This is a genomic window from Methylorubrum thiocyanatum, assembly GCA_014138645.1.
Lineage (GTDB): Bacteria > Pseudomonadota > Alphaproteobacteria > Rhizobiales > Beijerinckiaceae > Methylobacterium > Methylobacterium thiocyanatum.
Genome location: JACJIB010000004.1, coordinates 147,869 through 172,658 on the forward strand (window position 1 = coordinate 147,869; position 24,790 = coordinate 172,658).

The following is a 24,790-nucleotide window of genomic DNA, read 5'->3' on the forward strand; positions in this document are numbered from 1 at the left end:
CAACCTTTACGGAACCCACGCGAAACCGTTCTGCATATCGATCTCGGGAACGGTTGCTTAACCTGAATCCCGTTTGAATAGCGCATCACGTTGCGTCAGTGTTCAAACGGGTGCGTCGATGCCGGTTCGGGGGAAAGTTCTGGGCTTGAGGACGCTGTCGCGCTTCGCCCTCATCGGAATGATCGGCGGCGGGACCGCCGCCTGCTCGTCGGACGCTTCGCGCCTCGGCGATCCCTTCACCAACCCGTTCGCCGCGCTGACCGGCGAACCCTCGGCCACCGGCAGCCTGCCGGACGGGGGCGCGGAGGGCGAGATGGCGCCGGCCCCGGCGATCCGCACCCCGCGCATCCAGTCGCAGGCGCTGCCCGCTCCCGGCCCGGCCCTGTCGCCGCGGCCCGGCGCGATCAGCGCCGCCCCGGCCCGGACCGCGACCCGCGTCGCCACGGCCGAGCCGATCTCCGGTGGAATGGCGAGCAGCGTCTCCGGCCTGAACCCGGATTCGGGCCGCGCGATGACGCCGCGCGCCTCCGCCCCGGCGCCTCAGCCCAAGCTCCAGTTCGGCAAGCCTGTCGATAAGGCTGCGGAGAAGCGCGCCGCCGAGGCCGCCGCCGCGAAGGCGGCCGAGGCCCGCCGCGACGCCGAGCGCCAGGCCGCCGCCGCCAAGATCGCCGAGGCCAAGGCGGCGGAAGCCAAGGCCGCGGAGAAGGCGGCGCATTCGAAGAAGCTCGCCGAGGCCAAGGCCGCGGAGGCGAAGAAGGCGGCGGACGCCGCCAAGCATCCGCGCCCGGGCCAGAAGGGGACCGAGAAGCTCGCCAAGGCCGACACGAAGGTCGAGACCAAGCCCGATCCGAAGGACGCGGCGAAGGCGGAGGCCGCCCGCAAGGCCGAGGCCGACGCCCGGCAGGCCAAGGCGGACGCCGCCAAGAAGCTCGCCGAGGCCCGCGCCGCGGAAGCCGCCGCGAAGGCCGCCGCCAAGGAGAGCAAGGAAGCCGCCAAGGAAGCTGCCAAGGCGCCCGCGAAGGAAGCCGCGCCCGTGAAGGTCGCGAGCGCCGATGCCTCCGCCCCGATCCCGGCGGCGGCCCCGCAGGCCCCGGCGGAATCGTTCCGCTGGCCGGCCAAGGGCCGCATCATCAACGGCTACGGCTCCGGCGGCAACGAGGGCATCAACATCGCCGTGCCCGAGGGCACGCCGGTCAAGGCGGCCGAGGACGGCACGGTGGCCTATGCCGGCTCAGACGTGAAGGGCTACGGCAAGCTGGTGCTGGTGCGGCACAACAACGGCTACGTCTCGGCCTACGCCCATAACGGCGAGCTGGACGTGCGCCCCGGCGAGAAGGTGAAGCGCGGCCAGACCATCGCCAAATCCGGCGCCACCGGCAACGTGACCTCGCCCCAGCTCCACTTCGAGATCCGCAAGGGCGCGACCCCGGTCGATCCGATGCCCCATCTCGGCGGCTGATTTTTCCAAAGACCCGCAGACAAAGACCTGCAGACGAAGGGCGGCTCCTCACGGAGCCGCCCTTTTTCGTTCGATCCCCTTCGGTTCAGGCGGCTTGCCCCTCTCCCGCCTCTCTCCCGCGCGCGGTGAGGGGATGCACGGGAGCCCGAACTACCCGTCGAGCCGCTGCCCGAGGCGCCCGGCCAGATCCTGGATGAACTGGAACGCCGTGCGCCCGGAGCGCGAGCCGCGGGTGGTGGCCCATTCGAGCGCCTCGGCCCGCACCCGATCCGGAGCCATCGTCAGGCCGTAGCGCTCCACATAGGCGGAAATCATCGCCAGATATTCGTCCTGGCTGCATTTGTGGAAGCCGAGCCAGAGGCCGAAGCGGTCGGAGAGGGAGACCTTCTCCTCCACCGCCTCGCCGGGATTGATCGCGGTGGAACGCTCGTTCTCGACCATCTCGCGGGCGAGCAGGTGGCGCCGGTTCGAGGTGGCGTAGAACAGCACGTTGCCGGGCCGCCCCTCGATGCCGCCGTCGAGCGCCGTCTTGAGCGACTTGTAGGAGGTGTCGTCGGCATCGAACGAGAGGTCGTCGCAGAAGACCAGCCAGCGGTGCGGGTCGTTGCGCAGCAGGCTCATCAGCTCAGGGAGAGCCTCGATGTCCTCGCGGTGGATTTCCACGAGCTTCATCGGCAGCGCGCCCTCGGGGCGCCGGGCGTTGATCTCGGCATGGGCCGCCTTGACCAGCGAAGACTTGCCCATGCCGCGCGCGCCCCAGAGCAGGGCGTTGTTGGCGGGCAGTCCGCGGGCGAAGCGCTTGGTGTTCTCCACCAGGGTATCGCGGGCCCGGTCGATGCCGGTGAGGATGCCGATCTCGACCCGGTTGACCCGCGGCACCGGGATCAGCCGGCGCTCGGGTCCCCACAGGAAGGCGTCGGCGGCGCTCGTGTCCACCTTCGGGACGGCGGGCGGAGCGGCGCGCTCCAGGGCTGCGGCGATCCGCTCCAGGAGCGGGAGAAGGTCGGCGGGCGTCGGCTCTGCGGCCATGATGGGCGGGTCCGGTTGCGGGGGAGGGCGGTGGGCCCTCGTTGAGGTGGCGCCTTTTAGGCCGAGGCGGGATGAAAGGGGAATCGCGGCCGTGCAGCCTGACTTCTCTTCGTCTTCAGATGCCGGCGGCCGCCGCCGCGGCCCCGACTTTCGCTCCGCTCGAGGCCTCGGCCGGGCCGAGCCCCGCTGCGCCGGGCACTCGTCGCGCCCGATACGCGGTGCGATCGCTCTTCGAGCGATTGCCTGTGAACGCATCGCCCTGCCGTTGCTTTCGAGTCGCCCGTCGCTATAGTCCGCGCGCTTTTCGGCAGGGTCGTCGTCGCAAGGCTCCGGCGCCGCCGGGCCTCACGAGCCCATGCCCTCGACCAGGAGTTTGCCGCGTTGATCACTCCCGCCTTCGCGCAAGGAGCCGGTGCCGGAAGCGGCGCGGAAGTCGCGTTGCAATTCGTGCCCTTCGTCCTGATCTTCGTGATCATGTACTTCCTGATCCTGCGCCCGCAGCAGCGCCGGCTCAAGGATCACCAGAGCATGGTCAAGAACGTCCGGCGCGAGGACACCATCGTGACCAATGGCGGCCTCGTCGGCCGGGTCACCAAGGTGGCGGACGAGGCCTCCGAGATCGAGGTCGAGATCGCCCCGAACGTGCGCGTGAAGGTGGTGCGCTCGATGATCTCCGAGGTCCGCGTCAAGGGCGCCCCGGTCAAAGCCTCCTGAAGGCGCGACAGACGTGCCGGTCGTCCATCATCGGCACCAATGACCAAAAATCGGAACCGGGCGGATGCTGCGCTTCTCGAGAACCAAGATCGTCGCGACGCTCGCCGTCATCCTGATCGGCCTCAGCCTCGCGGTGCCGAGCTTCATCCCGGCCGATAGCCGCAAGGCCTTCATGGCCTCGCTGCCGTCGTGGTTCCCGAGCTGGATCATCCCGAGCCGTGCGATCGTGCTCGGCCTCGACCTGCAGGGCGGCTCGCAGATCCTGCTTGAGATCGACCAGCCCGACCTCGTCCGCTCGATGGTCACGGGTCTGCGCGACGATGTGCGCCGCATCCTGCGCGAGGCCTCCGTCTCGCCCGAGGGCGGCATCCGCGTGATCAACCGCGGGGTCGAGCTGCGCATCCCCGATGCGGCGGCCCGCGCCAAGGTGATGCCGAAGCTGCGCGAACTCGCGCAGCCGATCAACAACCCGCTGGCCGCCGGCGGCCAGACCCTCACGGTCAACGAGGCCGAGAACGGCACGATCCAGCTCGTCCTGACCGACGCCGGCATCAACGACCGCACCCGCCGCGCGGTCAGCCAGGCGATCGAGGTCGTGCGCAAGCGCATCGATTTCGGCGGCACCAAGGAGCCGTCGATCCAGCAGCAGGGCTCGGACCGCATCCTCGTTCAGGTGCCGGGGCTGCAGAACCCGCAGGAGCTGGAGGACCAGCTCGGCAAGACCGCCAAGCTCGAATTCCGCATGCTGGCCGATTCGCCCTCCGGCGACGTCGACCTGCTGCCCTCGAAGGACGAGGGCGGCGCCAAGGTGCCGGTCGAGCGCCGCGTCATGGCCGACGGCAGCGATCTCACCGACGCCCAGCCCGCCTTCGACCCGCAGACCCACGAGCCGATGGTGAGCTTCAAGTTCAACCTGCGCGGCGCCCAGCGCTTCGGTCAGGCGACCTCGGAGAATGTCGGCCGGCGCATGGCGATCGTGCTCGACAACGTGATCCAGTCGGCCCCGGTGATCCGCTCGGCGATCACCGGCGGCTCGGGCCAGATTACCGGCAACTTCACCGTCAAGGACGCCAACGACCTCTCGGTGCTGCTGCGGGCGGGCGCACTGCCGGCCAAGCTCACGGTGGTCGAGCGCCGCGTCGTCGGCCCCGGCCTCGGCCGCGACTCGATCGAGGCCGGCGAGAAGGCGACTCTGGTGGCCGCCGCCCTCGTCATCATCTTCATGTTCGCGACCTACGGCGTCTTCGGCTTCATCGCCAACATCGCCCTCATCGTGCATGTGGGCCTGATCCTCGGGCTGATGTCGGTGCTGGAGGCGACCATGACCCTGCCGGGCATCGCCGGCATCGTGCTCACCATCGGCACCGCGGTCGATTCGAACGTGCTGATCTACGAGCGCATGCGCGAGGAGGCCCGCTCGGGCCGCTCCCTGGTCTCGGCGCTCCAGGCCGGCTTCGACCGGGCATTCGCCACCATCATCGATTCGAACTCGACCATGGCGATCGCCGCGTTGCTGCTGTTCTTCATGGGCTCCGGCCCGGTGAAGGGCTTCGCCGTGGTGTTCATCCTCGGCATCCTCACCACGGTCATCACCGCCGTGACGCTGACGCGCATGATGATCGCGCTGTGGTACACTTGGTTCAGGCCCAAGGCCCTGCCGTTCTGATCGTACCCCGCCCGGGGACCTGAGGCGGCCCGCGCGACGCGGGCCGCGACACCGCTTCGCAAGACTCAAGGCCCGCGCGCTGGCCTTCATGATCCGAGACCGACCATGCGCCTGCTCCGCCTCTGGCCCGACGAATCGCATTTCGACTTCATGCGGTTCCGGCGTGTCACCTTCCCGCTCTCGGCGGTGCTGTCGGTCGTGACCCTGGTGCTGTTCATCACCGTCGGGCTCAACTACGGCATCGACTTCAAGGGCGGCACCCTGGTCGAGCTTCAGGCCAAGCCCGGCCGGACCGCGGATGTCGCCGAGATCCGCCACACCGCCAACGGCTTCGGCTTCGGCGAGACCGAGGTGCAGGAACTCGGCGGCGAGGGGCAGGTGCTGGTGCGCTTCCCGCTCCAGGCCGGCGAGCAGGGCCAGACCGCGGTGATGCAGAAGGCGCACGCCGCCTTCGACGCGGGCTACGATTTTCGCCGCACCGAGACCGTGGGACCGCGCGTCTCGGGCGAATTGGTGCAGTCCGGCACGATCGGCGTCGTGCTCTCGGTGCTCGCGGTTCTGCTCTACCTGTGGTTCCGCTTCGAGCGGGAGCTGGCCCTCGGCGCCATCGTCGGCACCCTGCACGACATCGTGCTCACCGTCGGCGTGTTCATCGTCACCCGCATCGAGTTCAACATGACCTCGATCGCCGCGATCCTGACCATCGTCGGCTACTCGCTCAACGAGACCGTGGTGGTGTTCGACCGTACCCGCGAGCTGATGCGCCGCTACAAGACGATCCCGGTGGTCGAGCTCCTCAACCTCTCGATCAACTCCACCATGTCGCGCACGGTGATGACCTCGCTCTCGACCACCCTGTCGCTCGTGGCGCTGGTGCTGTTCGGCGGCGAGGCGATCAAGGGGTTTGCCGTGGTGATGCTGTGCGGCGTGGTGATCTGCACTTACTCGGCGATCTTCGTCTCGACCCCGGCGCTGATCTATATCGGCCTGCGCCTGTCGGGGGCGAAGGCGTCGCAGCGCGAGTCCGGCCTGCCGCAGGCGGCCGAGTAGGGCGCGGCGTGCGGCGGAGCGCGCAGCACCGGTCCGGGACGGTTTTCGCCGCCGCGGCGGTTGAGATGGGGGCCTGCACGTCCGACATCCTCCGGTACGGGATGAGGGGAGGCGCGGCGTGAGCGAGGGACGCATTCCCGGGCAGATCCACGACGGCTTCCTGCCCGGCCGCCACGGGATCGACGCCTACGGCAATGGCGGCTTCCGCTTCGGGCAGATGTCCCACCGCGGCTCGATCCTGCTCCTGCCCTCCGGCGTGCGCGCCTGGGAGGTGAGCGCGCCGTCCGCCATCGACGGGCCGAGCCTCGCGCCCGTCCTGGCCGAGGCCGAGGGGATCGAACTGCTCCTCATCGGCACCGGCGCCGAGATCGTGTTCCTGCCCGAAATCCTGCGCCAGCGCCTCAAGGCCGCGGGCATCGGGCTCGATACGATGCAGACGGGGGCGGCCGCGCGCACCTACAACATCCTGATGGCCGAGAACCGCAAGGTCGCGGCCGCGCTGCTCGCCGTCCCGTGAGCTCAAGAACGCCGCATGAGCCCCGCTCCATGACGCGCCCCGAGACCCGAACCGAGACGAGCCCCGAGGCCGGCCAGGGCGGGCTCGCCTTCGCCTTCCGGCATTGCGAGGAGCTGGTGCGCGAGGGCGATCCCGACCGCTACTTCGCGACGTTGTTCGCGCCGGCGGCCTTCCGGCCGCACCTGTTCGCGCTCGCCGCCTTCAGCCTCAGCATCGCCCGCGTCCGCGAGGCCGCCTCGAACTCGATGGCCGGCGAGATCCGCCTGCAATGGTGGCGCGATGCGCTCCAAGGGGAGGCGCGGGGCGATGTGCGGGCCAACCCCGTCGCCGCGGCCCTGGAGGACGCCATCGTCACCCGCCGCCTCGGGCGCCAGCCCTTCGTCGATCTGATCGACGCCCGCGTCTTCGACCTCTACGACGATCCGATGCCGCGGGTGAACGATCTCGAGGGCTATTGCGGCGAGACCGCCTCCTCGCTGATCCGCCTCTCCGGCCTCGTCCTCGCCGACGGCGCCGAACCCGGCGGCGCGGCGGCCGCCGGCCATGCGGGCGTCGCCTACGGCATCACCGGCCTGTTGCGGGCCCTGCCCTGGCATGCGCGCCAGGGGCAGGTCTACCTGCCCGGCGACCTGCTGCGCCAGAACGGCGTCACCCGCGAGGACATCGTCTCGGGCCGCGGCGGGCCCGGACTCGTGCGCACCTGCGCCGAATTGCGGGCGCTGGCCCGGCGCCACCTCGCCGCCTGCGAGGCGGCCCGTGCCACCATCGCCCCGGCGGCCCGGCCCGCCTTCCTGCCGACGGCGTTGGTCGAGCCCTATCTCGCGGCGATGGAGCGGTCCGGCTACGACCCGCTCAACAGCGTGATCGAGATCCCCCGCTGGCGCCGCCTGTGGCGTCTGTGGCGGGCGGCGCGCACGGGGCGGTGAAGAAGCGGACCCGAGCCAGGACCACCGGATTTATGCGATCACACTCAATAGCGGATTGCTATTCTATAGCATTTTGCTATTGAATGCACATGGCTGAAGTCGTCTACAGCAAAGCTGCCTTGAGGGCTTTGATCCGACTTCCCACGGATGTGTCGCGGAAGATCCGCCTCAAGATCGAGCAATACGCGGCCAAACCCGAGTCACTCGCCAATAACGTGAAAGCGCTTCGAGGCGAGCCCGGCGTCCTGCGTCTGCGGGTCGGAGAGTGGCGCGTGCTCTTCACCGAGGAAGGCACCGTGGTTGCCGTCATCAAGATCGCACCACGGGGTGACGCCTACGACTGACCGGCGAGGGAGACCACGACCATGAACACGCGGATCATCATCACCCCCGGCGGCGAGCGTCTCGTGCTGGTGCCCGAGGCAGACTTCGAAGCGCTGGTGGCAGCGGCCGAAGACAACGCCGACCGCACCGCCGTGGCGGAGTTCCGTCGCAAGCTCGCCGCGGGCGAGGAGGAGCTGATCCCGGCTTCCGTCGTGGAGCGTCTCGTCTCCGGCGAGAATCGTGTCCGTGTCTGGCGCGAGCACCGGGGCCTGACTGGAGCCGCGCTGGCGAAGCAGGCAGGTCTCGCACAGGCTTACCTGTCACAGATCGAGACCGGGGCTCGGGAAGGCACGGTGGAAACCTACAGCAAGCTTGCCGCGGCCCTGGGCGTTTCCCTGGACGATCTCGCCGGCTGAGTCCCAACCGAGCTTGCAGCCGGCGGCAGCGCCGCCGACTGCCTCGGCCGCCTCAGCGCGCCTTCTTCGTCAGCTTCTGGGCGATCTCGAACATCTCCTCCGGCGCGTAGTCCGGCGCGAAAGCCGAGGGGATGCCGGTGAGCTGGTGGATCTTGCCGCCGTCGGGCATGCCCTCGACGACCTCGAGCTCACCCGGCGGATCGCCCGGCAGCGCATGCTCGCCGCTGTTCCAGATCCCGGCGATCTCGCGATAATCGTTCGGGCTCCAGGTGTAGAGCCGGCGGTGCGAGCCCTCCTGCAGATACTTCTGGCACTCGGGAATCTTGTCGAGGTTGATGTTCGGCGTCGGCAGGAACTTGTCGAGATCGACGCCGGTGATCTGCTTGAGCGCCAGCGCGTAGGCGTGGGCGTGGACCGATCCGCGCACCAGCAGGTAGCCGCAGACCTCGCGGCCGGTCGGGTCGGACAGGGTCTCGTAGACCCGCAGCTTGTGCAGCCGCGCGCCGCATTCGAGGTGGAAGTTGTGCAGGAGATCGACGACGACGTTGCCCGTCGAGGTGATGAAGTCGTTGTTCCACGAGGCGCCGTTGCTGTTGATCGGCGCCGAGCCGCCGCCGTTCGAGAGGAAGGCCGCAGCGAGCCGGATGTCCTTCATGTCCTCGAACGGCGCACCCGAGATGTCGCCCCCGTCGGTCGTGTCGCCGTCGTTGTCGGGCCCGTTGTTGAGCATGGCCACGCCGTTGCTCACGAGCTCGACATGGCCGAGTTCCTCCGCCGTGATGCTGGAGACAAGGCTGTAGAACGGCTTGAGCTTGTCCTTGCTGCGGAAGTTGAAACTCTGGAACATGTAGTTCCCGAGCGTGGACATCTCGCCGTATTTGCCGCCCAGCAGCTCCTGCAGCGCGGCGGCCGCGTTCGGATCCCTGCGTTTGGGGGCGGGAAGCTCGGCCTGTAGCTTGTCGACGCGCATGAACATGGGAGGAAGTTCCTCTCGCTGCGTTCGGGAATCGCCAGGGAAGCACTCCAGGGCGTCCAGCGGGAACCGGTGGTCACCAGCCGGGTTCCCGGGCCGATCCGCGCCAGCGCTCACACCGGTGTGACAAACGTCGCGATCGGGCCCCACCACAGGTCGTGTCGAAAAAACGTCACCCGGCCGAACTTCTTCCGGGGACTGGATTGAATACATGATGACGTGCGTTGAGCGGATCTAACGGCTCTGCTAGCACCCTCTGCCAGAAGGTCCCGGCGTAAGATCGGGACGTGGGAGGAGGGCACGGCCCGTGACACCCTGGAATCAGGTCTACGATCCATTCGGGAACCAATGGCTCTCGACTTTCATGGCCTCGCTGCCGGTGATCGCCCTGCTGGGGATGATCGCGAGCGGCAAGGTGAAAGCGCATATCGCCGCGGTCCTCGCCCTCGTCATCGCCTTCCTCGTGGCGACGGTCGCCTTCACCATGCCGGTCGATCTCGCGGTCCGCGCGACGATCCTGGGCATGGTCACGGGCATGTTCCCGATCGGCTGGATCATCCTCAACGTCATCTTCCTCTACCGCCTGACGGTGGAGAAGGGGTGGTTCGCGATCCTCCAGCAATCGGTGGCCGGCATCACCGAGGACCGGCGCATCCAGCTCCTGCTGGTGGCCTTCGCCTTCGGCGCCTTCTTCGAGGGTGCGGGCGGCTTCGGCACCCCGGTAGCCGTCACCGGCGCCATCCTGATCGGCCTCGGCTTCTCGCCGCTGGCCGCCTCCGGCCTCTCGCTCATCGCCAACACCGCCCCCGTGGCCTACGGCGCCCTCGGCGCGCCCGTCCAGGGCCTCGCCTCGGTGACGGGCTACGATCCCTACGTGCTCGGCGCGATGATCGGCCGCCAGTTGCCGTTCTTCTCGGTGATCGTGCCGTTCTGGCTGATCTGGGTGTTCGCGGGCTTCCGCGGCATGCTGGCGATCTGGCCGCCGATCGCGGTGTGCGGCGTCTCGTTCGCGCTCGCCCAGTTCCTGATCTCGAACTACATCAACCCCTGGATCGTCGATATCGGCGCCTCGCTCGTATCGATGGCCGCGCTCGTCGCCTTCCTCAAGGTGTGGCGTCCGTCGCAGGTCTGGTCCTCGCCGGCCCTGCGCGGCCATGACCCGTCGATCGGCTACGGCGAGCCGCGGCCGGCCTCCCTCGGCGCCGGCGTGCCGAGCGACCTGCCGAAGGTGAACCTCACCGGCCGCTCCGCCTCGACGAGCGAGCTGATTATGGCCTGGGTGCCGTGGATCATCCTTTCGGTGATCGTGGCGGTCTGGGGCACCGGCTGGTTCAAGGGGATCGTGAACCCGCTCTTCACCTGGAAGTACGAGATTCCGGGCCTGCACAACATGATCATGAAGGTGCCGCCGGTGGAGGCCGCGCCGAAGGCCGAGCCGGCGATCTTCGCCTTCACCTACATGTCCTACACCGGCACGGGCGTGCTGTTTGCCGCGATCATCTCCGGCCTGATCATGCGCTTCTCGCCGGTGCGTCTCGTGACCGCCTATTTCGAGACGATCTGGGTGCTGCGCTACTCGCTCATCACCATCGCGGCGATGCTCGCGCTGGGCGTGCTCACCCGCTACGCCGGCGTCGACGCGACGCTCGGTCTGGCCTTTGCCGGCACGGGCATCCTCTACCCGTTCTTCGGCACCCTGCTCGGCTGGCTCGGCGTCGCGCTCACGGGTTCGGACACCGCCTCCAACGTGCTGTTCGGCGGCCTGCAGCGGATCACCTCGGAGCAGCTCGGCCTGTCCGGCGTGCTGATGGCCTCGGCCAACTCGTCCGGCGGCGTGATGGGCAAGATGATCGACGCCCAGTCGATCGTCGTGGCCTCGACGGCAACGGGCTATTTCGGCCAGGAGAGCAAGATCCTGCGCTTCGTGTTCTGGCACTCGATCGTGCTGGCCTGCCTCGTCGGCGGCCTCGTGATGCTCCAGGCCTACGTCTACCCGTTCACCGAGATGGTGATCCATCCGGCCGCCACGGCGCCCGCCGCGCACTGACCGGCCGGATCGATCCCCGCCCAACAAAAAAGCCCGCCCCGGGAGACCGGGGCGGGCTTTTTTTTATCCTCTCGCCTCAGCGCCGGCCGGGCGCGTCCGGCTCCGCGGGCGGCGGCGCGACCGGCCGGGCGAGGCGCCCCTCCTCGGCCTTGTGGACGTATTGGCTCGCCACCAGCCAGCCCTTGAAGAAGCGCAAGGGCAGGGTGCAGGTGATCAGCACCACGGGCAGGGTCAGGACGAAGTGGAGCCAGAGCGGCGGGTCGTAGGTCAGCTCCAGCCACAGGCCGAAGGCGACCGCCGGAACCGCCGTCGTCATCATCACGAAGAAGGCGGGACCGTCGGCGGGGTCGGCGAAGGAGAAGTCGAGCCCGCACACGTCGCAACGCGGGGCGATGTTCAGAAATCCCTTGAACAGGTGACCCCGGCCGCAGCGCGGGCAGGCGCTGCGCGCCGCCACGGCGAGCGGCGCCTGAGGCTCGTACCGGGTCTCGTCACGCGTATCGGTCATCACGGTCTCCTGGCGGGGCAACCGGCGCCCCGCTGCGTTGGTTCGCGAAGGCCCCCGCACGCCACCCATGCGGGATCGGGCGGATTTTTTCGAGCCGGGATTTTTTCCAGGCGCGAGGGATTAAACGGCGGCCCCGGCGCGTTCACTCTGTCACGCGCGCCACATCATCCCGCGAAAATGTTCTTCCGACGCGCCCGCCGCGATAGCCTGATCGACCTGCCCGGTCTCGAGACCGCGCGCCTGACGATCACGCCGCTCGGCGCGGAGGACGCGCCGGCTCTGCGCAGGCTCACCGACGATCCGGCGATCACCGGCGCCGTCGATTTCCTCGCCACGCCCTTCACCCTGGCGGATGCCGAGGCGCTGATCGCCTCCGGCCGCCACGGGCGCGACCGCTTCCTCGGAGCCTGGAGCCGCGACGACGCCACGGCGCTCGTCGGCGTCGTCGGCACGCATCTGCGGGGGGAGGGGGCGGTCGAGATCGGCTACTGGATCGGCGGCGCGGCCCGCGGGCGCGGCTTCGGGACGGAGGCGGTCTCCGCCATCCTCGGCCTGCTGCGCCGCCGCTTCCCCCGCCGGGCGATCGTGGCCGAATGCCGGCCCGGCAACGTCGCCTCCTGGGGCCTGCTGCACAAGCTCGGCTTTCGCGAGACCGGCTCGGAGGGACACCGCCCCGGCCGCCGCCAGCTCGTCCACGAAGGGGCGTGACGCCCGCCGCGCGAGCCCCTCGTCCACCGCCGTCGCACGGGAGGCGCGGACTGGACGAAAGTCCGGGCAGCGGCGGCACGCGAAATGTCCTAAGCAGGTCGACGAGAGGGCACTGGGCGAGAGCATCGTCCCGAAAGGCGCTGGCCGGTCTTCGGCCATGGCGACGCTCCGGACCGTGCCGGCCCGCCGGAAGGCATGATCGCGATGACGGCCTGCGCAGTATCGGATTTCGGACACGGCTCCGGAGGGGCGGTCCCCCTGGCCGGCGAGAGCGCCTTGCGCCTCCTCGTCGTCGATGACCACCCCCTGTTCCGCGAGGCGCTGGCGAGCGCCATCGCCCTGGCCTTCCCCAAGGCCGAGCTGCACGAGGCGGACGGCATCGGCGCGGCCTGCGAGATCCTGAGCCGGGACTCCGCCATCGACCTGACGCTGCTCGACCTCTCGATGCAGGGCGTGACCGGCTTCGAGGGGCTCGACACGATCCGCGCGCGCTTCCCCCGGGTGCCGATCCTGATCGTCTCCGGCGTCACCGAGCCGCGCATCATGGGGGAGGCCCTGCGCCACGGCGCGGCGGGCTTCGTGCCGAAGGCCGTCGACAAGGCGACCCTGACCCGGGCGATCTCCGAGGTGCTCGGCGGCGCCCTGTTCATGCCGCCCGATCTCGCCACCGCCCCGGCCCCGGCGCGGGGCGGCGACAAGGCGCCCATCGCCGAGCGGGTCGCCCGCCTGACCCCGCAGCAGATGCGGGTGCTCGGCATGATCCGCCAGGGCAAGCTCAACAAGCAGATCGCCTACGAGCTGCAGGTCGGCGACTCGACGGTGAAGGCGCACGTCTCCGAGATCCTGCGCAAGCTCGAAGTCATCAGCCGCACGCAGATCGTGATCGAGACCGCCTATCTCGACTTCGATCAGGCGGGCGGAGGCTTCTGAGCCGCGCATCTCACGCGAACCGCTTCGCCGCCGCGACGCAGACCACCACCCCGGCGGCGACCGCGACCATCGCGCCCTCGACCGGCTCGCCCAGCAGCAGGCCGGCAAGCCCGAGGCCGAGGAAGGGCTGGAGCAGCTGGAGCTGCCCGACGCCGGCAATGCCGCCGAGGGCCAGCCCGCGATACCAGAACACGAACCCGACCAGCATGCTGAACACCGAGACGTAGCCGAGCCCGGCCCAGGCCGGCAGGCCGATCCCGCTCCACGTCTCGGGCAGCGTGACGAAAGCCAGCACCGCCATGGCGGGTGCCGCGAGCAGGAGCGCCCAGGAGATGACCTGCCAGCCGCCGAGCCGGCGCGACAGGCGCGCGCCCTCGGCATAGCCGAGGCCGCACAGGAGGATCGCTCCCAGCATCAGCCCGTCGCCGGTGAGGTCGGCCCCCTCGCTCCGCATCAGGGCGAAGCCCGCGACCAGCAGGCTGCCCGCCCCCGAGAACAGCCAGAAGGCGGGCTTCGGCCGCTCGGCGCCGGGCGCGAGGACGGCGAACAGGGCGGTGGCGAGCGGCAACAGGCCGATGAAGACGATGGAGCGGGCCGACGTGATGTGCCGCAGCGCCAGCGCCGTCAGCAGGGGAAACCCGACGACGACCCCGAGCGCCACCACGGCGAGCGGGGGGAGATCCGCCCGCGCCGGCCGCTTCTGCCCGAGCAGGCCCAGCAGCGCCGCTCCGAGTCCGGCGGCGATGACGGCGCGGGACGCCGTCAGGAACAGCGGCGTGAAGCCGCCGACGGCCAGCCGCGTCGCCGGCAACGACCCGCTGAAGATGATCACGCCGACAAGACCGTGGCCCCAGCCGTCCCAACGCGTCCCGCCCCGTCCGTTCGTGTGATGATCCTGCATCGTTCGCCTCTTGAACCCACCGACGCTAGCCGACGGACCCTGGCGGCGACAGAAACGGTACCGTACGGTTTTATCCGAACTGTATGGTCTACCGGATCGATACGCTTGGACGGTCGTGACATGACGGATGAAGCGGGCGGACGCACCGGAGCGGTGGTGACGGCGATCCGGCGGAAGCTCGCCGGCGGCGCCTTGATGCCGGGGGAGAGATTGCCCTCGATCCGGGGATTTGCCGCGACGATGGGGGTCTCGCCCTCGACCGTGGTCGAGGCCTACGACCGGCTCGCGGCGGAGGGGCTGATCCGGGCGCGGCCGGGCTCCGGCTTCTACGTCGCGGGGGCGGTCTCGCCGCTGGCACTCACCGAGGCGGAGCCGCGCCGGGAGCGGGCGATCGACCCGCTCTGGGTCTCGCGCCAATCCCTCGATGCCGGGCCGGACATGCTCAAACCGGGCTGCGGCTGGCTGCCGGTGGAATGGATGCCGAACGGGGCGATCCGCCGGGCGGTGCGCGGCCTCGCCCGCACCGGGGACGCTTTGCTGACCGAGTACGGGGCGGCGCGCGGTGCGCTCTCCCTGCGCCGCCACCTCGTGCGCCGGTTCGCGGGGGAGGGGATCGATGCCAGCGCCGATCAGGTGCTGCTGGCGGCCTCCGGCACGCAGGCCATCGACCTGATCGGCCGCTTCCTCCTGCGGCCCGGCGACACGGTGCTCGTGGACGATCCCTGCTACTTCAACTTCCAGGCCCTGCTCAGGGTGCACGCGGTGCGGATCGTCGGCGTGCCCTACACACCGGCCGGCCCCGATCTCACGGCCTTCGCCGCGGCCCTCGCCGAGCATCGCCCGCGCCTCTACGTCACCAATTCCGCGCTCCACAATCCGACCGGCGCGACGCTCGCGCCCGGCACCGCCCACCGCCTCCTGACGCTGGCGGCGGCCCACGACCTCACCATCGTCGAGGACGACATCTTCGCCGACCTGGAGCCCGAGCCCTCACCCCGGCTCGCCGCCCTCGACGGCCTCAACCGCGTCATCCGCATCGGCAGCTTCTCGAAGACGCTCTCGGCCTCGATCCGCTGCGGCTTCATCGTGGCCCGGCCCGACTGGATCGAGGCGCTGGTGGATCTTCAGGTCGCGACGAGTTTCGGCGGTCCGAGTCCGATCGCCGCCGAACTGATCGCCGGCACGCTCGCCGATGGCAGCTACCGCAAGCATCTGGACGCCCTGCGCCGCCGCCTGTCGCGGGCGCGCCGGGAGGCGGGCGGGCGGCTGAAGGCGCTCGGGATCGCGCCCTGGATCGAGCCGCGCGGCGGCTTCACCCTCTGGTGCCGCCTGCCCGAGGGCTGCGACGCCGCCGCGCTCGCCCGGGCGGGCCTGCGCGAAGGCCTCGTGCTCGCCCCTGGCAACGTCTTCAGCGTGTCGCAGACGGCCGCCGGCTTCATGCGCTTCAACGTGGCGCAGATGACCGATCCGCGGGTCTACGAGGCGCTCGCGCGGGCGATGGCGGGTTCGGAGACCCCACCCGCATCCTCACCCTGAGGTTGCCCGCGTCAGCAGGCCCCGAAGGGTCTTCCAGGACGCGCGCGATCTCCGGAGGCTCCTTCGAGGCCCGCGCTTCGCTGCGGCAGCTCAGGGTGAGGGCATGGGTCGGACGACGCGGCCGGTCCTACGGCGACAGCTTGTCGATCAGCCCCTGGATCTGTCCGGGGAGCGGGGTGCCGTCCTGCCGGGCGTAGAGGTCGCGCAATTGCCGGCCGATCTCGGACAGGCTCATCGAACCCTTCATGATCAGCCGGTCGGCCTGGGCGCCCAGGCTCTCCTTCTCCGAGGGGGTGATCTCCTTGGCTGTGAGCACCACGACGGGGATGCTGTTGCCGTCCGGGCGTCCGCGCAGCGCCCGCAGGAAGGCGAAGCCGTCCATCACCGGCATCATCAGGTCGAGCAGGATCAGGCTCGGCCGGGCATGGTCCAGGCTCTCCAGGGCGGCGGCGCCGTTCTCGGCCTCGCGCACCTGCCAGCCGTCGCGCTCGAGGGTGCGGCGCACCCGCTCGCGGGCATCGGCATCGTCGTCCACCACGAGCACGCTGCCCTCGTGATCGACCGGGCGATAGCGCTCCATCGCGTCCTTGAGCGCGCCCCAGTCGATCGGCTTGACCATGTAGTCGGTGGCGCCGAGGACGTGAGCGAGGCTGAACTCGTTGACGACGCTGGTGATGATGACCGGCGTTTCGGCGATCTCGGGATCGGTGCGGATCGCGTGCAGCACCGCCCAGCCGTCCATGCGCGGCATCTCGATGTCGAGCAGGATCGCCCGCGGCTTCAGCGCCCGCGCGAGCGTCAGGCCGGCCCGTCCGTCATTGGCGGTGCGCACCCGGAAGCCCTCGCGTTCGAGGAAGCGCTGGAGCAGGTCGCGGGCGGCGGGGTCGTCGTCGACGAGCAGCACCACGTCGTGGAGATGCGCCTCGCCCTCGGTGATCTCGTGGACGCGGGCGGCGACGCTCTGCGCCTCGACCTCCTCCTCGTGGGCCGCGAGGGTGGCGGGCAGCCGGATGGTGAAGGTCGCGCCAGCACCGAACGTGCTCTCGACGCCGATCGTGCCGCCCATCCGCTCGATGAAGGCGCGGGTGATGGCAAGCCCCAGGCCGGTGCCGCCGAACTGGCGCGTGGTCGATTCGTCGGCCTGGGAGAAGCGCTCGAACAGCCGGCCGATCTGCTCCTGCGTCAGGCCGATGCCGGTGTCGGAGACGGCAAAGCTCAGCCATTCGCCGTCTTCCTCCCGGACGCGGCGCACGGAGAGGACGATCTCGCCGTCCTCGGAGAACTTGGCGGCGTTGCCGATCAGGTTGATCAGCGACTGGCGCAGCTTCAGCTGGTCCTGATGCATCGCGCCGAGATCCCCTTCGAGGTCGAGGCGGAAGCGGTTGCGCTTCTTCGTGATCAGGCTCTGCGTCGCGGCGCTGACGTCCTCGATCAGGCTGGCGACGTCGAAGCTCTCCGCCGCCAGCGTCAGGCGGCCGGCCTCGATCTTGGAGATGTCGAGCACGTCGTTGATGAGCCCGAGCAGGTGGCGGGCGGCCGACTCGATCTTGCGCAGGTCCGGCAGCAGCTCGGCTTGGCCGAGATCCTCCAGCTCCTCGCCGAGCATCTCGGAATAGCCGATCACCGCCGAGAGCGGGGTGCGCAGCTCGTGGCTCATATTGGCCAGGAACTGGCTTTTGGCGAGGTTGGCGGCTTCCGCCGCGGCGCGGGCCTGCTCGATCGCGGCCTCGGCTTCCTTGCGGGCGGTGATGTCGATGTTGAGCCCGACCCATTCGCGGATGGTGCCGTCCTCGGCGAGCACCGGCACGCCGCGCACCTCCATGTCGCGCCAGACCCCGTCGTAGCGGCGCAAGCGGTACTCGACCTCGTAGACCTTCACCGCCTCGACGCACTCGGCCCAGACCTCGGCGGCCCGCGCGCGGTCGTCGGGATGGACGGCATCGACCCAGCCCCAGCCCTGGTAGGCCTCCTCACCCTGGCCGGTATAGGCGGCCCAGCGCGGCTGGGGCGGCATCAGCTCGCCCTGCGCGGTGGTGTTCCAGATCACGGCGGCGGAGGCATCCACCAGCGCCCGGAAGCGCTGCTCGGAATGGCCCAGCGCGTCCTGGGCGAGGCGGGTCTCGGTGACGTCGGTGTTGGTGCCGTACCAGCGCACGATGACGCCGTCGGCGTTGCGGACCGGCTCGGCGAGCGACAGGAACCAGCGGTAGCGGCCGTCCTTGCCCCGGAGCGGAAACGTGTCCTGCCAGGATTCGCCCGCCGCGATGCAGGCGGCGAAGCGGGCCGCCGCGCGCTCGAGATGGTCCGGGTGGTGCAGCTTGCGCCAGCCGTGATCGGCCATCTCGGCCGGTGTCGTGCCGGTGTAGTCGTACCAGCGGCGATTGTACCAGACGAGGTTGCCGTCGGCCTCGGCGATCCAGGCGAGCTGCGGCAGCGCGTCGGCGAGGTTGCGGAAATCCGCCATGGTCGGCCCGGTGGCCGGCACCTTCCCGTCCTGTACGGTCACCGTGATGTCTCCCGTCATGCCGCTCTGGTCCTGGCACCGTCCGAAAGCTGTGGCCGGCTTTCGTGAGGATGCGAAATCACAAGTCGGCGCCGCGCGCTGCCACTCAGCGCCGCAGTCGGTTGCCGAGGACGAAGCCGAACAAGCCCATCAGCACGATCCCCGCCGCGCCCTGGAGCCCGACCAGCAGGTTGGTGACGCGCCCCAGCGGCTTCACGCCGATCTCCGGCGGGTTGGCCGTCATCATGTTGAGCGCGCTGTAGCTCACGAGGTCGAGGGGGTTGTAGGTCGGCACGTTCTCGCCCTCGTGGAACAGCCCGCCCGTGGCGCCGTAAGCCCCGGCGAACAGAAAGATTCCGACGAGGAAGGCGCGGGCGATCCGCGACAGGCTCTCGCCGTAATCGCACAGCCACTCGACGAAGCGGTCGGCGATCCAGCGGTAGCCGGAGCTGAACGTTCCACGAAGATCGCGGGTGAAAAAGGCCTCGCGTGCCCGCACCCCGGCATGGCGGCGGCCCATGCGGCGCCCGCGCTTGTAGGCCCAGCTCGCGCCCTCGTGGCTGCCGATGCTCTGAAGGTTGCGCTCCAGGGCGAGATAGCTCGCCTGCGCCGCCTCGTACTCGCCCGCGATCTCCTCGCCGACGGCGCCGCCGATCTGCTCGACGGAGAGCCGCACGCCCTCCAACCACGCGCCGGCGAAGCGCGCGTGACGCAGCTTGCACGCGGTGAGGTCGAGCCGCACGAGGCTGGTGCGGGAGAAGTCGGCGCCCGATAGGTCCGCCCCGTCGAGCCGGGCACCGGAGAAGTTGGCGCCGCGCAGCCGCGATCCGACGAGCCGCGCCTTCTTCAGGCTCGCCCCCTCGAAATCCGCGCCGGTCAGGTTGCAGTCGGAGAGGTTGGCCTCGTCGAGCCGCGCGCCGCGGAAGACGGAATCGTCGGCATCCGCGCCGGTGAAGTCGGTGCCCCACAGGTCCGCGCCCTCGAAGCGGGCGCCGTCGAGCAGCGCCTTGTCGAGCCGGGCGAAGCGCATGGTCGCACCGGAGAAGTCGGCATCCTCCAGCATCGCCTCGCGGAAAGCGGCCTGCCCCCCGGCGACCCCGGCGAAACGGGCGCCGCTGAGGTCGGCCCCGGAAAAATCCGCCTCCTCCAGGCAGGCGCCCTCGAAGCCGGCGGAGCGGGCGAGCGCCCCGGCCAGCGAGGCCTGCCGCAGGTTGGCGCCGGACAGGTCCGTCTCCTCCAGCCGCGCATCGGCGAGGTCGGCCCGCGGCAGGTCGAGACCGCCCGCGGCGGCCCACCAGCGCGGCGGCGCCTGCGGATCGACCCGCCCGCCCAGGGCCGCGCGCCCGAGGGGCAGGCCGGCGAGGTCGTCGCGCCCGCCGATCGAGAACGGCGCGTCACCGTCCGAGAGGCGCGCGAGCAGCGCCGCGACGCGCGGATCGTCGTCCCCCGCTCCGCCATTCCGCACCGCGCATGCCCCGCATCTTCGAGCCCTCGAAGCCCCTTAGCGGTCCGTGCCGGAGCGAGACAAGGCGAGGGGCGGATAGATTGCAAACCGAGCGCAGTTCGCGGACGCAGCGGTCATCGCGGACACAGTGCAGCCAGCCGACGGGGCGCGGGTGACACATGGAGCGCAGTTTGCGAGCGGAGCGATGACACCGCAGCGGGTTTCCGTGCGTTGTGTGGCGGAAGCGCGTGCAGCGCGAGAAGGGGTGTGCGGGCGTGTCGGGCAAAATCCTGCTGGTGGAAGACCACGAAGAGATCTGGGACTTCCTGTCACGCCGGCTCAAGCGCCGCGGCTACGAGGTGGTGCTGGCCCATGACGGCGAGGCCGGTGTGCAGCAGGCCCGCGCCGCCCAGCCCGACGTGATCCTCCTCGACATGAACCTGCCGATCCTCGACGGCTGGTCGACCGCCCGCGCCCTCAAGGCCGCGACCGACACCCGCGCCATCCCGATCATCGCGCTGACCGCCCACGCCATGTCGGGCGACCGCGACAAGGCGATCCAGGCGGGCTGCGACGACTACCACCCGAAGCCGATCGACTTCCCCAAGCTGCTCACGCAGATCGGGACGGCGATCGGAGCGGCCGGCTGAGCGCATCGCACGTCAATCGCTCATCCCACCCCTCTTCCTCATCCTGAGGGAAAGGGTGGGATCGGCTGCATCTCTCACCGTCCGTGAGGACGGCATCATGAGGACGCCATGACCACCGATCCGGTCACCCAGCGGCTCCTGCGGCAGGCGCTGCCGGTGGTGACGACGCTCGCCTCGCTGCTCCTCGTCGTGACGCTGGCCGGCGCGCTCTATTTCGGTCGCGACATCCTCGTGCCGGTGGCGCTCGCCATCCTCCTGAGCTTCGTCCTGGTCCCCGCGGTGCGCGCCCTGCGGCGGCTGCGCGTCCCCAGGGCGGCGGCCGTGCTGCTCGTGGTGCTCCTCGCCTTCGGCATGCTCGGGGCCGTGGGCAGCCTGATCGCCCGGGAGGCGGCGCAGCTCGCCGCCGACCTGCCGCGCTACTCGCTGACGCTGCGCGACAAGATCACGGCTTTGCGCGCGGCCACCGCCGAGCGGGGCGGGCTATCGGACACCTTCTCCGGCTTCTTCGACATGGCGGAGGAGATCGGCAAGGAACTGCAGCCTCCCGCCGCCAAGACCGACAGCGATTCCCAGCTCGGTACGGCGGAGCGGCCGATGCAGGTCGAGATCCACGCCCCCCGCTCCGGCGTCCTGAAGACACTGGGCAGCGTGGCGGGCGGGGTGCTGCACCCGCTGGCGACGCTCGGCCTGATCCTGCTGTTCACGATCTTCATCCTGCTCCAGCGCGAGGATCTGCGGAATCGCGCGATCCGGCTCGCGGGATCGAGCGACCTGCGCCGCACCACCGCGGCGATCGACGACGCCACGAGCCGGCTGAGCCGGTTCTTCATCGCGCAGCTCATCCTCAACGTCGCCTTCGGCCTCGTGATCGGTGTGGGCCTGTGGTTCATCGGCGTGCCGAGCCCGATCCTGTTCGGCGTCATCGCCGGCATCTCGCGCTTCGTGCCCTATGTCGGCGCGGTGATCTCGGCGGTGCTGCCGCTCGCCATCGCGGTCGCGGTCGATCCCGGCTGGTCGATGGCGATCCAGGTCGCGATCCTGTTCCTGATCGTCGAGCCGATCGCCGGCCACGTGGTCGAACCGCTGCTCTACGGGCACTCGACCGGCATCTCGCCGGTGGCCGTGATCCTGGCGGCGACGCTCTGGACCTTCCTGTGGGGGCCGATCGGCCTGCTGCTCGCGACGCCGCTCACGGTCTGCCTCGTGGTGCTCGGCCGCCATGTCGAGCGGCTGTGGTTCCTCGACGTGATCCTCGGCGACCGGCCGGCGCTGGGCCCCCAGGAAATCTTCTACCAGCGCATGCTCGCAGGCGATCCGGCCGAGGCGATCGACCAGGGGCGGCTGTTCCTCAAAGAACGGGCGCTCGTCACCTATTACGACGAGGTCGTGCTGGCGGGGCTGCGCATGGCCCAGGAGGATGCGGCCCGCGGCATGCTCGACCGGGAGCGGCAGGGCGAGGTCGGCGCAGGCTTCCGCGCGGTGGTCGAGACGCTGGGGCAGGCGCGCAAGCGCGGCCTGCCGCGGCGCTCGCGCAAGCCCGTCGGCGCGGAGGCCGAGGCCGCCTTCGCGGCGGTGGGGCCGGACCGGCGCGCGGCGGGGATCGTGCTGCGTCCGGAGGATCTGGCCCCGGCCTGGCGCGGCGGGTCGGCGGTGCTGTGCGTGCCGAGCGGCGGCGCCTTCGACGAGGCGGCGACGCTGATGCTCGCCCAGACCCTCTCCCGCCACGGGCTCGGGGCGCGGGTGGCGCCGAGCAACGTGTTGCGCGACGGCCTGCCCAAGGCCGAGCGGCCGGCGATGATCTGCTTCTCGTATCTCGACCCGATCAGCCTGTCGCAGATCCGCCTCACCATCCGCCGCGCCCGCAAGGCGGCGCCGGGGGTGACGATCCTCGTCGGCTTCTGGCGCGAGCGCGACCCGGCCTCCCTCGGGCGCCTGCGCCGGGCGATCTCCGCCGACCTGCTCGTGACCTCGCTCAGCGACGCCCTCGACGCGGCGCTGGAGCGGGCTCAGGCCGGCAGCACCCCGGCGGTGGCCCCGGTGCTCAGGGCCGCCGAGTAGGCACCCGCCTCAGAACAGGGCGACGAGGGCGACGCCGACGATCATCAGCGCCCCACCGGCGAGGCGAACGGGTCCGGCGGTGTGGACGGCGAAGCCTTCGAGGCCGAAATGGTCGAGGGCGATCGAGGCGATCACGCCCCCCGTCACGAGCAGGCCCAGGAACGCCGCCGCCCCGATCCGCTGCGCGACGAAGAGCTGAGCGAGGATGACGCCGGCGCCGAGCGCGCCGCCGAACCATGCCCACCAGGGTACGTCCAGCGCCTGTTGCAGGCTCGGCACGCGCAGCCGCCCGCTCACGAGGCCGATCAGGAGCATGGTGGCGGTGCCCACGAGCATCGAGACCAGACCCGCCGCGAAGGGCTGCCCGAAGGATTTGGCCAGTTGCGTGCTCTGGCCCGGCTGGACGGCGTTGGCGATGCCCGCAAGCAGGGCGATGCCGTAGAGGACGATCATCGTTTCGCGCTTCCTGCGATGCCTGGGGACGGCATGGGGACGGGTGTCGGGCCAGGCGGCGGGCCAGGGGGCGGGCCAGGGGGCGGGCGAAGCGGTGAACGGGGCGCCCGAGCGAAGGCCTCAGTTCTTCGGCACCTTCTCTTTGCCCTTGCCGGGATTGGAGGTGTTGACGAGTTCCGGCGAGGACTGGGCCGACAGCGTCTCCTTCTGAGCCGCGGTATCGATGCGCCGCGTGCGCGTGAACGGCTCGAGCCGCACCGGGCCGCCGCTCTCCAGCGCCTTCAGGATCCCCTCGATCACGCGGATGTCGGCGTAGCCCTCCTCGGCATCGGGCTCGGGGTCGGTGCCGTTGAGGATGCAATCGGAGAAGTATTTCAGCTCGCCGCCGAAATGGTCGGTGTTCTTGAAGCTCTCGTGGTTCTTGGTTTCGCCGATGGTCACCGTGCGCTCCAGCGGCTTGCCGTACATGTAGGCCGGATTGACCTCGACGCTGCCCTGGGTGCCGACAACCGCGTAAGTGTCGAGCACGTTGCCGTAATAGGACAGCACGAACTGCGCGAGGCGGTTGCCGGGGAAGCGCAGGGTCACCGCGACGGTGTCGTCGAAGTCGCCGAGCCCGGCCTCCGGGTGACGCACGCCGATTGCCGAGACCACCTCGGTCGGCTCGTCGCCGAACAGGGTGCGGACGGCGTTGATCGGATAGGGGCCCATGTCGAAGATCGGACCCGCCGCGACGCCGCTCGTCGCCCGGTGGTTCTCCGGCGAGACCATCTGCGTGAAGGTCGAAGAGAAGGTCAGGATCTCGCCGAGCTTGCCGGAGCGGATCAGATCGGTCGTGGCCAGCGTCGCCGGCTCGAAATGCAGCCGGTAGGCGACCATCAGCTTGGCCGAGGAGCCGGCCTGCGCCGCCATGATCTCCCGGCATTTTTCGCTCGAGATCTCGAGCGGCTTCTCCACCAGCACGTGGATCCCGGCCTTGAGCGCGGGAATCGCGAACTCCGCGTGGCGCCAGTTCGGGGTGGCGAGATAGATCGCGTCGATCGTGCCCGAGGCGAGCAGCGCGCCGAACTCATCGTAGCCGTAGCTGTCGGTGACGCCGTAGAGTTCGCCGACCCGGCGCGCCTTCTCGGGATCGCCGGTGACGAAGGCGGTGACCTCCGAGTTGCCGGTATGGGCCACGCCCGGCAGCATCGCCTCCTGCGAGATGTCGCCGAGCGCCACGACGGCGTAGCGGACCTTCTTGCCCGAGGTCAGGCCGAGGGCGGACAGGACGCTCATGCGGATCTCTCCTTGGGAACAGCTTCGAAAATGACGTGCGATCGGCCCGGATCGCTGTCTCGACCCGGGCCGCCGTCGCAAGGCTTGTCAGGCGTGGGGGAGGGGTGGCGGACGCGCGGTCAGGCTGCGGCGCGCTCGACGCTCTCGGCGAGGCGGGTCGCGACTTCGTCCGCCTTGTAGATCTCGGAGACCGCGCTTTTGAGCTTGTTCTCCTGATCCGACTTGCCGAGCGCCCGGGCGTAGGCGACGGCCGAGCCGAAACCGGCGAGCCCGTAATGCGACATGCGCTGGTACTGGGCGATGATCTGCACGTCGCGCAGACGGCCGTCGCTCGGCGCCTCCTTGATGCCGTGCTTGAGCGCCTCGGCGACGAGGCCCTCCATGCCCTTGCAATGCTCCGGCGCGGTCTGGCCGCCGTTCTCCTCGATCAGGCCTTTGAGGATATCGGTGTGCTTGGCGATGCCCCCGACCGAATCCTGCAGCATCTGCTTCAGCTTGGGATCGCTCGCCTGATCGCTCAGTTGCTGCACGGCGCGGCTCATCTGGTCGTTGGCCGACCAGAGGTCCTTCATCTCGTCGAGATAGATGTCCTTGAGGCTGCCGGGTGCCGACATGGAAGGCTCCTTGCTGCTGGGTCGCGACGGGGCGTGGGGTGCCCGGGAAACCAGGGGCCGTCCCTCCTGTTCCGTCGCCCGGCCCG

The 24,790-nt window shown here is 70.1% G+C and carries 23 protein-coding genes; 14 read left to right on the forward strand and 9 right to left on the reverse strand.

Features of this window, described 5'->3' with window-relative positions; all coding sequences use genetic code 11:
* Window positions 1-118 precede the first annotated feature (118 nt).
* Window positions 119-1,459, forward strand: coding sequence for a murein hydrolase activator EnvC family protein (locus tag HNR51_RS11955; RefSeq protein ID WP_182555087.1), 1,341 nt, complete (start codon window positions 119-121; stop codon window positions 1,457-1,459).
* A 150-nt stretch (window positions 1,460-1,609) separates the two neighbouring features.
* On the opposite strand, the gene HNR51_RS11960 is transcribed toward HNR51_RS11955, so the two are convergent.
* Window positions 1,610-2,488: an ATP-binding protein gene (locus HNR51_RS11960; RefSeq protein ID WP_182555088.1), complete on the reverse strand. Its 879-nt coding sequence runs from the start codon at window positions 2,486-2,488 to the stop codon at window positions 1,610-1,612.
* A 381-nt stretch (window positions 2,489-2,869) separates the two neighbouring features.
* Between HNR51_RS11960 and yajC the strand changes: the two genes are divergently transcribed.
* The 7 genes from yajC (at window position 2,870) to HNR51_RS11995 (ending at window position 8,101) form a co-directional block, all read left to right on the forward strand.
* The gene (gene yajC, locus HNR51_RS11965; protein WP_012456442.1) at window positions 2,870-3,202 is read left to right on the forward strand and encodes a preprotein translocase subunit YajC; all 333 of its coding nucleotides are present in this window, start codon (window positions 2,870-2,872) and stop codon (window positions 3,200-3,202) included.
* Window positions 3,203-3,266: 64 nt separating this feature from the next.
* Window positions 3,267-4,868 (forward strand): protein translocase subunit SecD, encoded by a 1,602-nt coding sequence (gene secD / locus HNR51_RS11970; RefSeq protein WP_012456441.1) that lies wholly within the window; start codon window positions 3,267-3,269, stop codon window positions 4,866-4,868.
* Window positions 4,869-4,973: 105 nt separating this feature from the next.
* Window positions 4,974-5,918: a protein translocase subunit SecF gene (gene secF / locus HNR51_RS11975; RefSeq protein ID WP_012456440.1), complete on the forward strand. Its 945-nt coding sequence runs from the start codon at window positions 4,974-4,976 to the stop codon at window positions 5,916-5,918.
* Between the two features lie 118 nt (window positions 5,919-6,036).
* Window positions 6,037-6,435, forward strand: coding sequence for an Mth938-like domain-containing protein (locus tag HNR51_RS11980; protein WP_012456439.1), 399 nt, complete (start codon window positions 6,037-6,039; stop codon window positions 6,433-6,435).
* A gap of 29 nt (window positions 6,436-6,464) precedes the next feature.
* A complete protein-coding gene (locus HNR51_RS11985; protein WP_182555089.1) occupies window positions 6,465-7,361 on the forward strand; it encodes a phytoene/squalene synthase family protein in 897 nt (298 codons plus the stop codon).
* An 89-nt stretch (window positions 7,362-7,450) separates the two neighbouring features.
* A complete protein-coding gene (locus HNR51_RS11990; RefSeq protein ID WP_182555090.1) occupies window positions 7,451-7,705 on the forward strand; it encodes a type II toxin-antitoxin system RelE family toxin in 255 nt (84 codons plus the stop codon).
* 21 nt (window positions 7,706-7,726) lie between these two features.
* Window positions 7,727-8,101, forward strand: coding sequence for a helix-turn-helix domain-containing protein (locus tag HNR51_RS11995; protein WP_012456436.1), 375 nt, complete (start codon window positions 7,727-7,729; stop codon window positions 8,099-8,101).
* A gap of 52 nt (window positions 8,102-8,153) precedes the next feature.
* On the opposite strand, the gene HNR51_RS12000 is transcribed toward HNR51_RS11995, so the two are convergent.
* Window positions 8,154-9,077 (reverse strand): manganese catalase family protein, encoded by a 924-nt coding sequence (locus HNR51_RS12000; RefSeq protein WP_012456435.1) that lies wholly within the window; start codon window positions 9,075-9,077, stop codon window positions 8,154-8,156.
* A 304-nt stretch (window positions 9,078-9,381) separates the two neighbouring features.
* Between HNR51_RS12000 and HNR51_RS12005 the strand changes: the two genes are divergently transcribed.
* Window positions 9,382-11,121, forward strand: coding sequence for an L-lactate permease (locus tag HNR51_RS12005; RefSeq protein ID WP_012456434.1), 1,740 nt, complete (start codon window positions 9,382-9,384; stop codon window positions 11,119-11,121).
* Between the two features lie 76 nt (window positions 11,122-11,197).
* Here HNR51_RS12005 and HNR51_RS12010 read toward each other — a convergent pair whose 3' ends face one another.
* On the reverse strand, window positions 11,198-11,629 hold the full coding sequence (locus HNR51_RS12010; protein ID WP_012456433.1) for a DUF983 domain-containing protein: 432 nt from the start codon (window positions 11,627-11,629) through the stop codon (window positions 11,198-11,200).
* Between the two features lie 177 nt (window positions 11,630-11,806).
* Between HNR51_RS12010 and HNR51_RS12015 the strand changes: the two genes are divergently transcribed.
* Entirely contained in the window at window positions 11,807-12,337 is a 531-nt protein-coding gene (locus HNR51_RS12015; RefSeq protein ID WP_182555091.1) for a GNAT family N-acetyltransferase, read from the forward strand.
* Window positions 12,338-12,532: 195 nt separating this feature from the next.
* Window positions 12,533-13,267: a response regulator gene (locus tag HNR51_RS12020; protein ID WP_152278468.1), complete on the forward strand. Its 735-nt coding sequence runs from the start codon at window positions 12,533-12,535 to the stop codon at window positions 13,265-13,267.
* 10 nt (window positions 13,268-13,277) lie between these two features.
* Here HNR51_RS12020 and HNR51_RS12025 read toward each other — a convergent pair whose 3' ends face one another.
* Complete coding sequence (locus HNR51_RS12025; RefSeq protein ID WP_182555092.1) at window positions 13,278-14,168, reverse strand: DMT family transporter; 891 nt, start codon at window positions 14,166-14,168, stop codon at window positions 13,278-13,280.
* A 120-nt stretch (window positions 14,169-14,288) separates the two neighbouring features.
* On the opposite strand from HNR51_RS12025, the gene HNR51_RS12030 reads away from it, so the two are divergent.
* Window positions 14,289-15,704 (forward strand): aminotransferase-like domain-containing protein, encoded by a 1,416-nt coding sequence (locus tag HNR51_RS12030; protein ID WP_182555093.1) that lies wholly within the window; start codon window positions 14,289-14,291, stop codon window positions 15,702-15,704.
* Window positions 15,705-15,831: 127 nt separating this feature from the next.
* Here HNR51_RS12030 and HNR51_RS12035 read toward each other — a convergent pair whose 3' ends face one another.
* A complete protein-coding gene (locus tag HNR51_RS12035; protein ID WP_152278465.1) occupies window positions 15,832-18,228 on the reverse strand; it encodes a hybrid sensor histidine kinase/response regulator in 2,397 nt (798 codons plus the stop codon).
* Window positions 18,229-18,313: 85 nt separating this feature from the next.
* Window positions 18,314-19,672, reverse strand: a complete 1,359-nt coding sequence (locus HNR51_RS12040; RefSeq protein WP_141953658.1) for a pentapeptide repeat-containing protein — start codon at window positions 19,670-19,672, stop codon at window positions 18,314-18,316.
* Between the two features lie 254 nt (window positions 19,673-19,926).
* Here HNR51_RS12040 and HNR51_RS12045 point away from each other — a divergent pair, with 254 nt between their 5' ends.
* Both HNR51_RS12045 and HNR51_RS12050 read left to right on the forward strand, forming a co-directional pair.
* Entirely contained in the window at window positions 19,927-20,301 is a 375-nt protein-coding gene (locus HNR51_RS12045) for a response regulator (RefSeq protein WP_041372165.1), read from the forward strand.
* Between the two features lie 108 nt (window positions 20,302-20,409).
* A complete protein-coding gene (locus tag HNR51_RS12050) occupies window positions 20,410-22,359 on the forward strand; it encodes an AI-2E family transporter (protein ID WP_182555094.1) in 1,950 nt (649 codons plus the stop codon).
* Between the two features lie 9 nt (window positions 22,360-22,368).
* Here the strand turns inward: HNR51_RS12050 and HNR51_RS12055 are convergent, their stop codons facing one another.
* The 3 genes from HNR51_RS12055 to HNR51_RS12065 all read right to left on the reverse strand — a co-directional run bounded on the left by HNR51_RS12055 (window position 22,369) and on the right by HNR51_RS12065 (window position 24,704).
* The gene (locus tag HNR51_RS12055; RefSeq protein WP_152278462.1) at window positions 22,369-22,812 is read right to left on the reverse strand and encodes a DMT family transporter; all 444 of its coding nucleotides are present in this window, start codon (window positions 22,810-22,812) and stop codon (window positions 22,369-22,371) included.
* Window positions 22,813-22,932: 120 nt separating this feature from the next.
* Window positions 22,933-24,090, reverse strand: a complete 1,158-nt coding sequence (locus tag HNR51_RS12060) for a Gfo/Idh/MocA family protein (protein ID WP_182555095.1) — start codon at window positions 24,088-24,090, stop codon at window positions 22,933-22,935.
* 119 nt (window positions 24,091-24,209) lie between these two features.
* The gene (locus HNR51_RS12065; protein ID WP_141953655.1) at window positions 24,210-24,704 is read right to left on the reverse strand and encodes a ferritin-like domain-containing protein; all 495 of its coding nucleotides are present in this window, start codon (window positions 24,702-24,704) and stop codon (window positions 24,210-24,212) included.
* Between the last annotated feature and the right edge of the window lie 86 nt (window positions 24,705-24,790).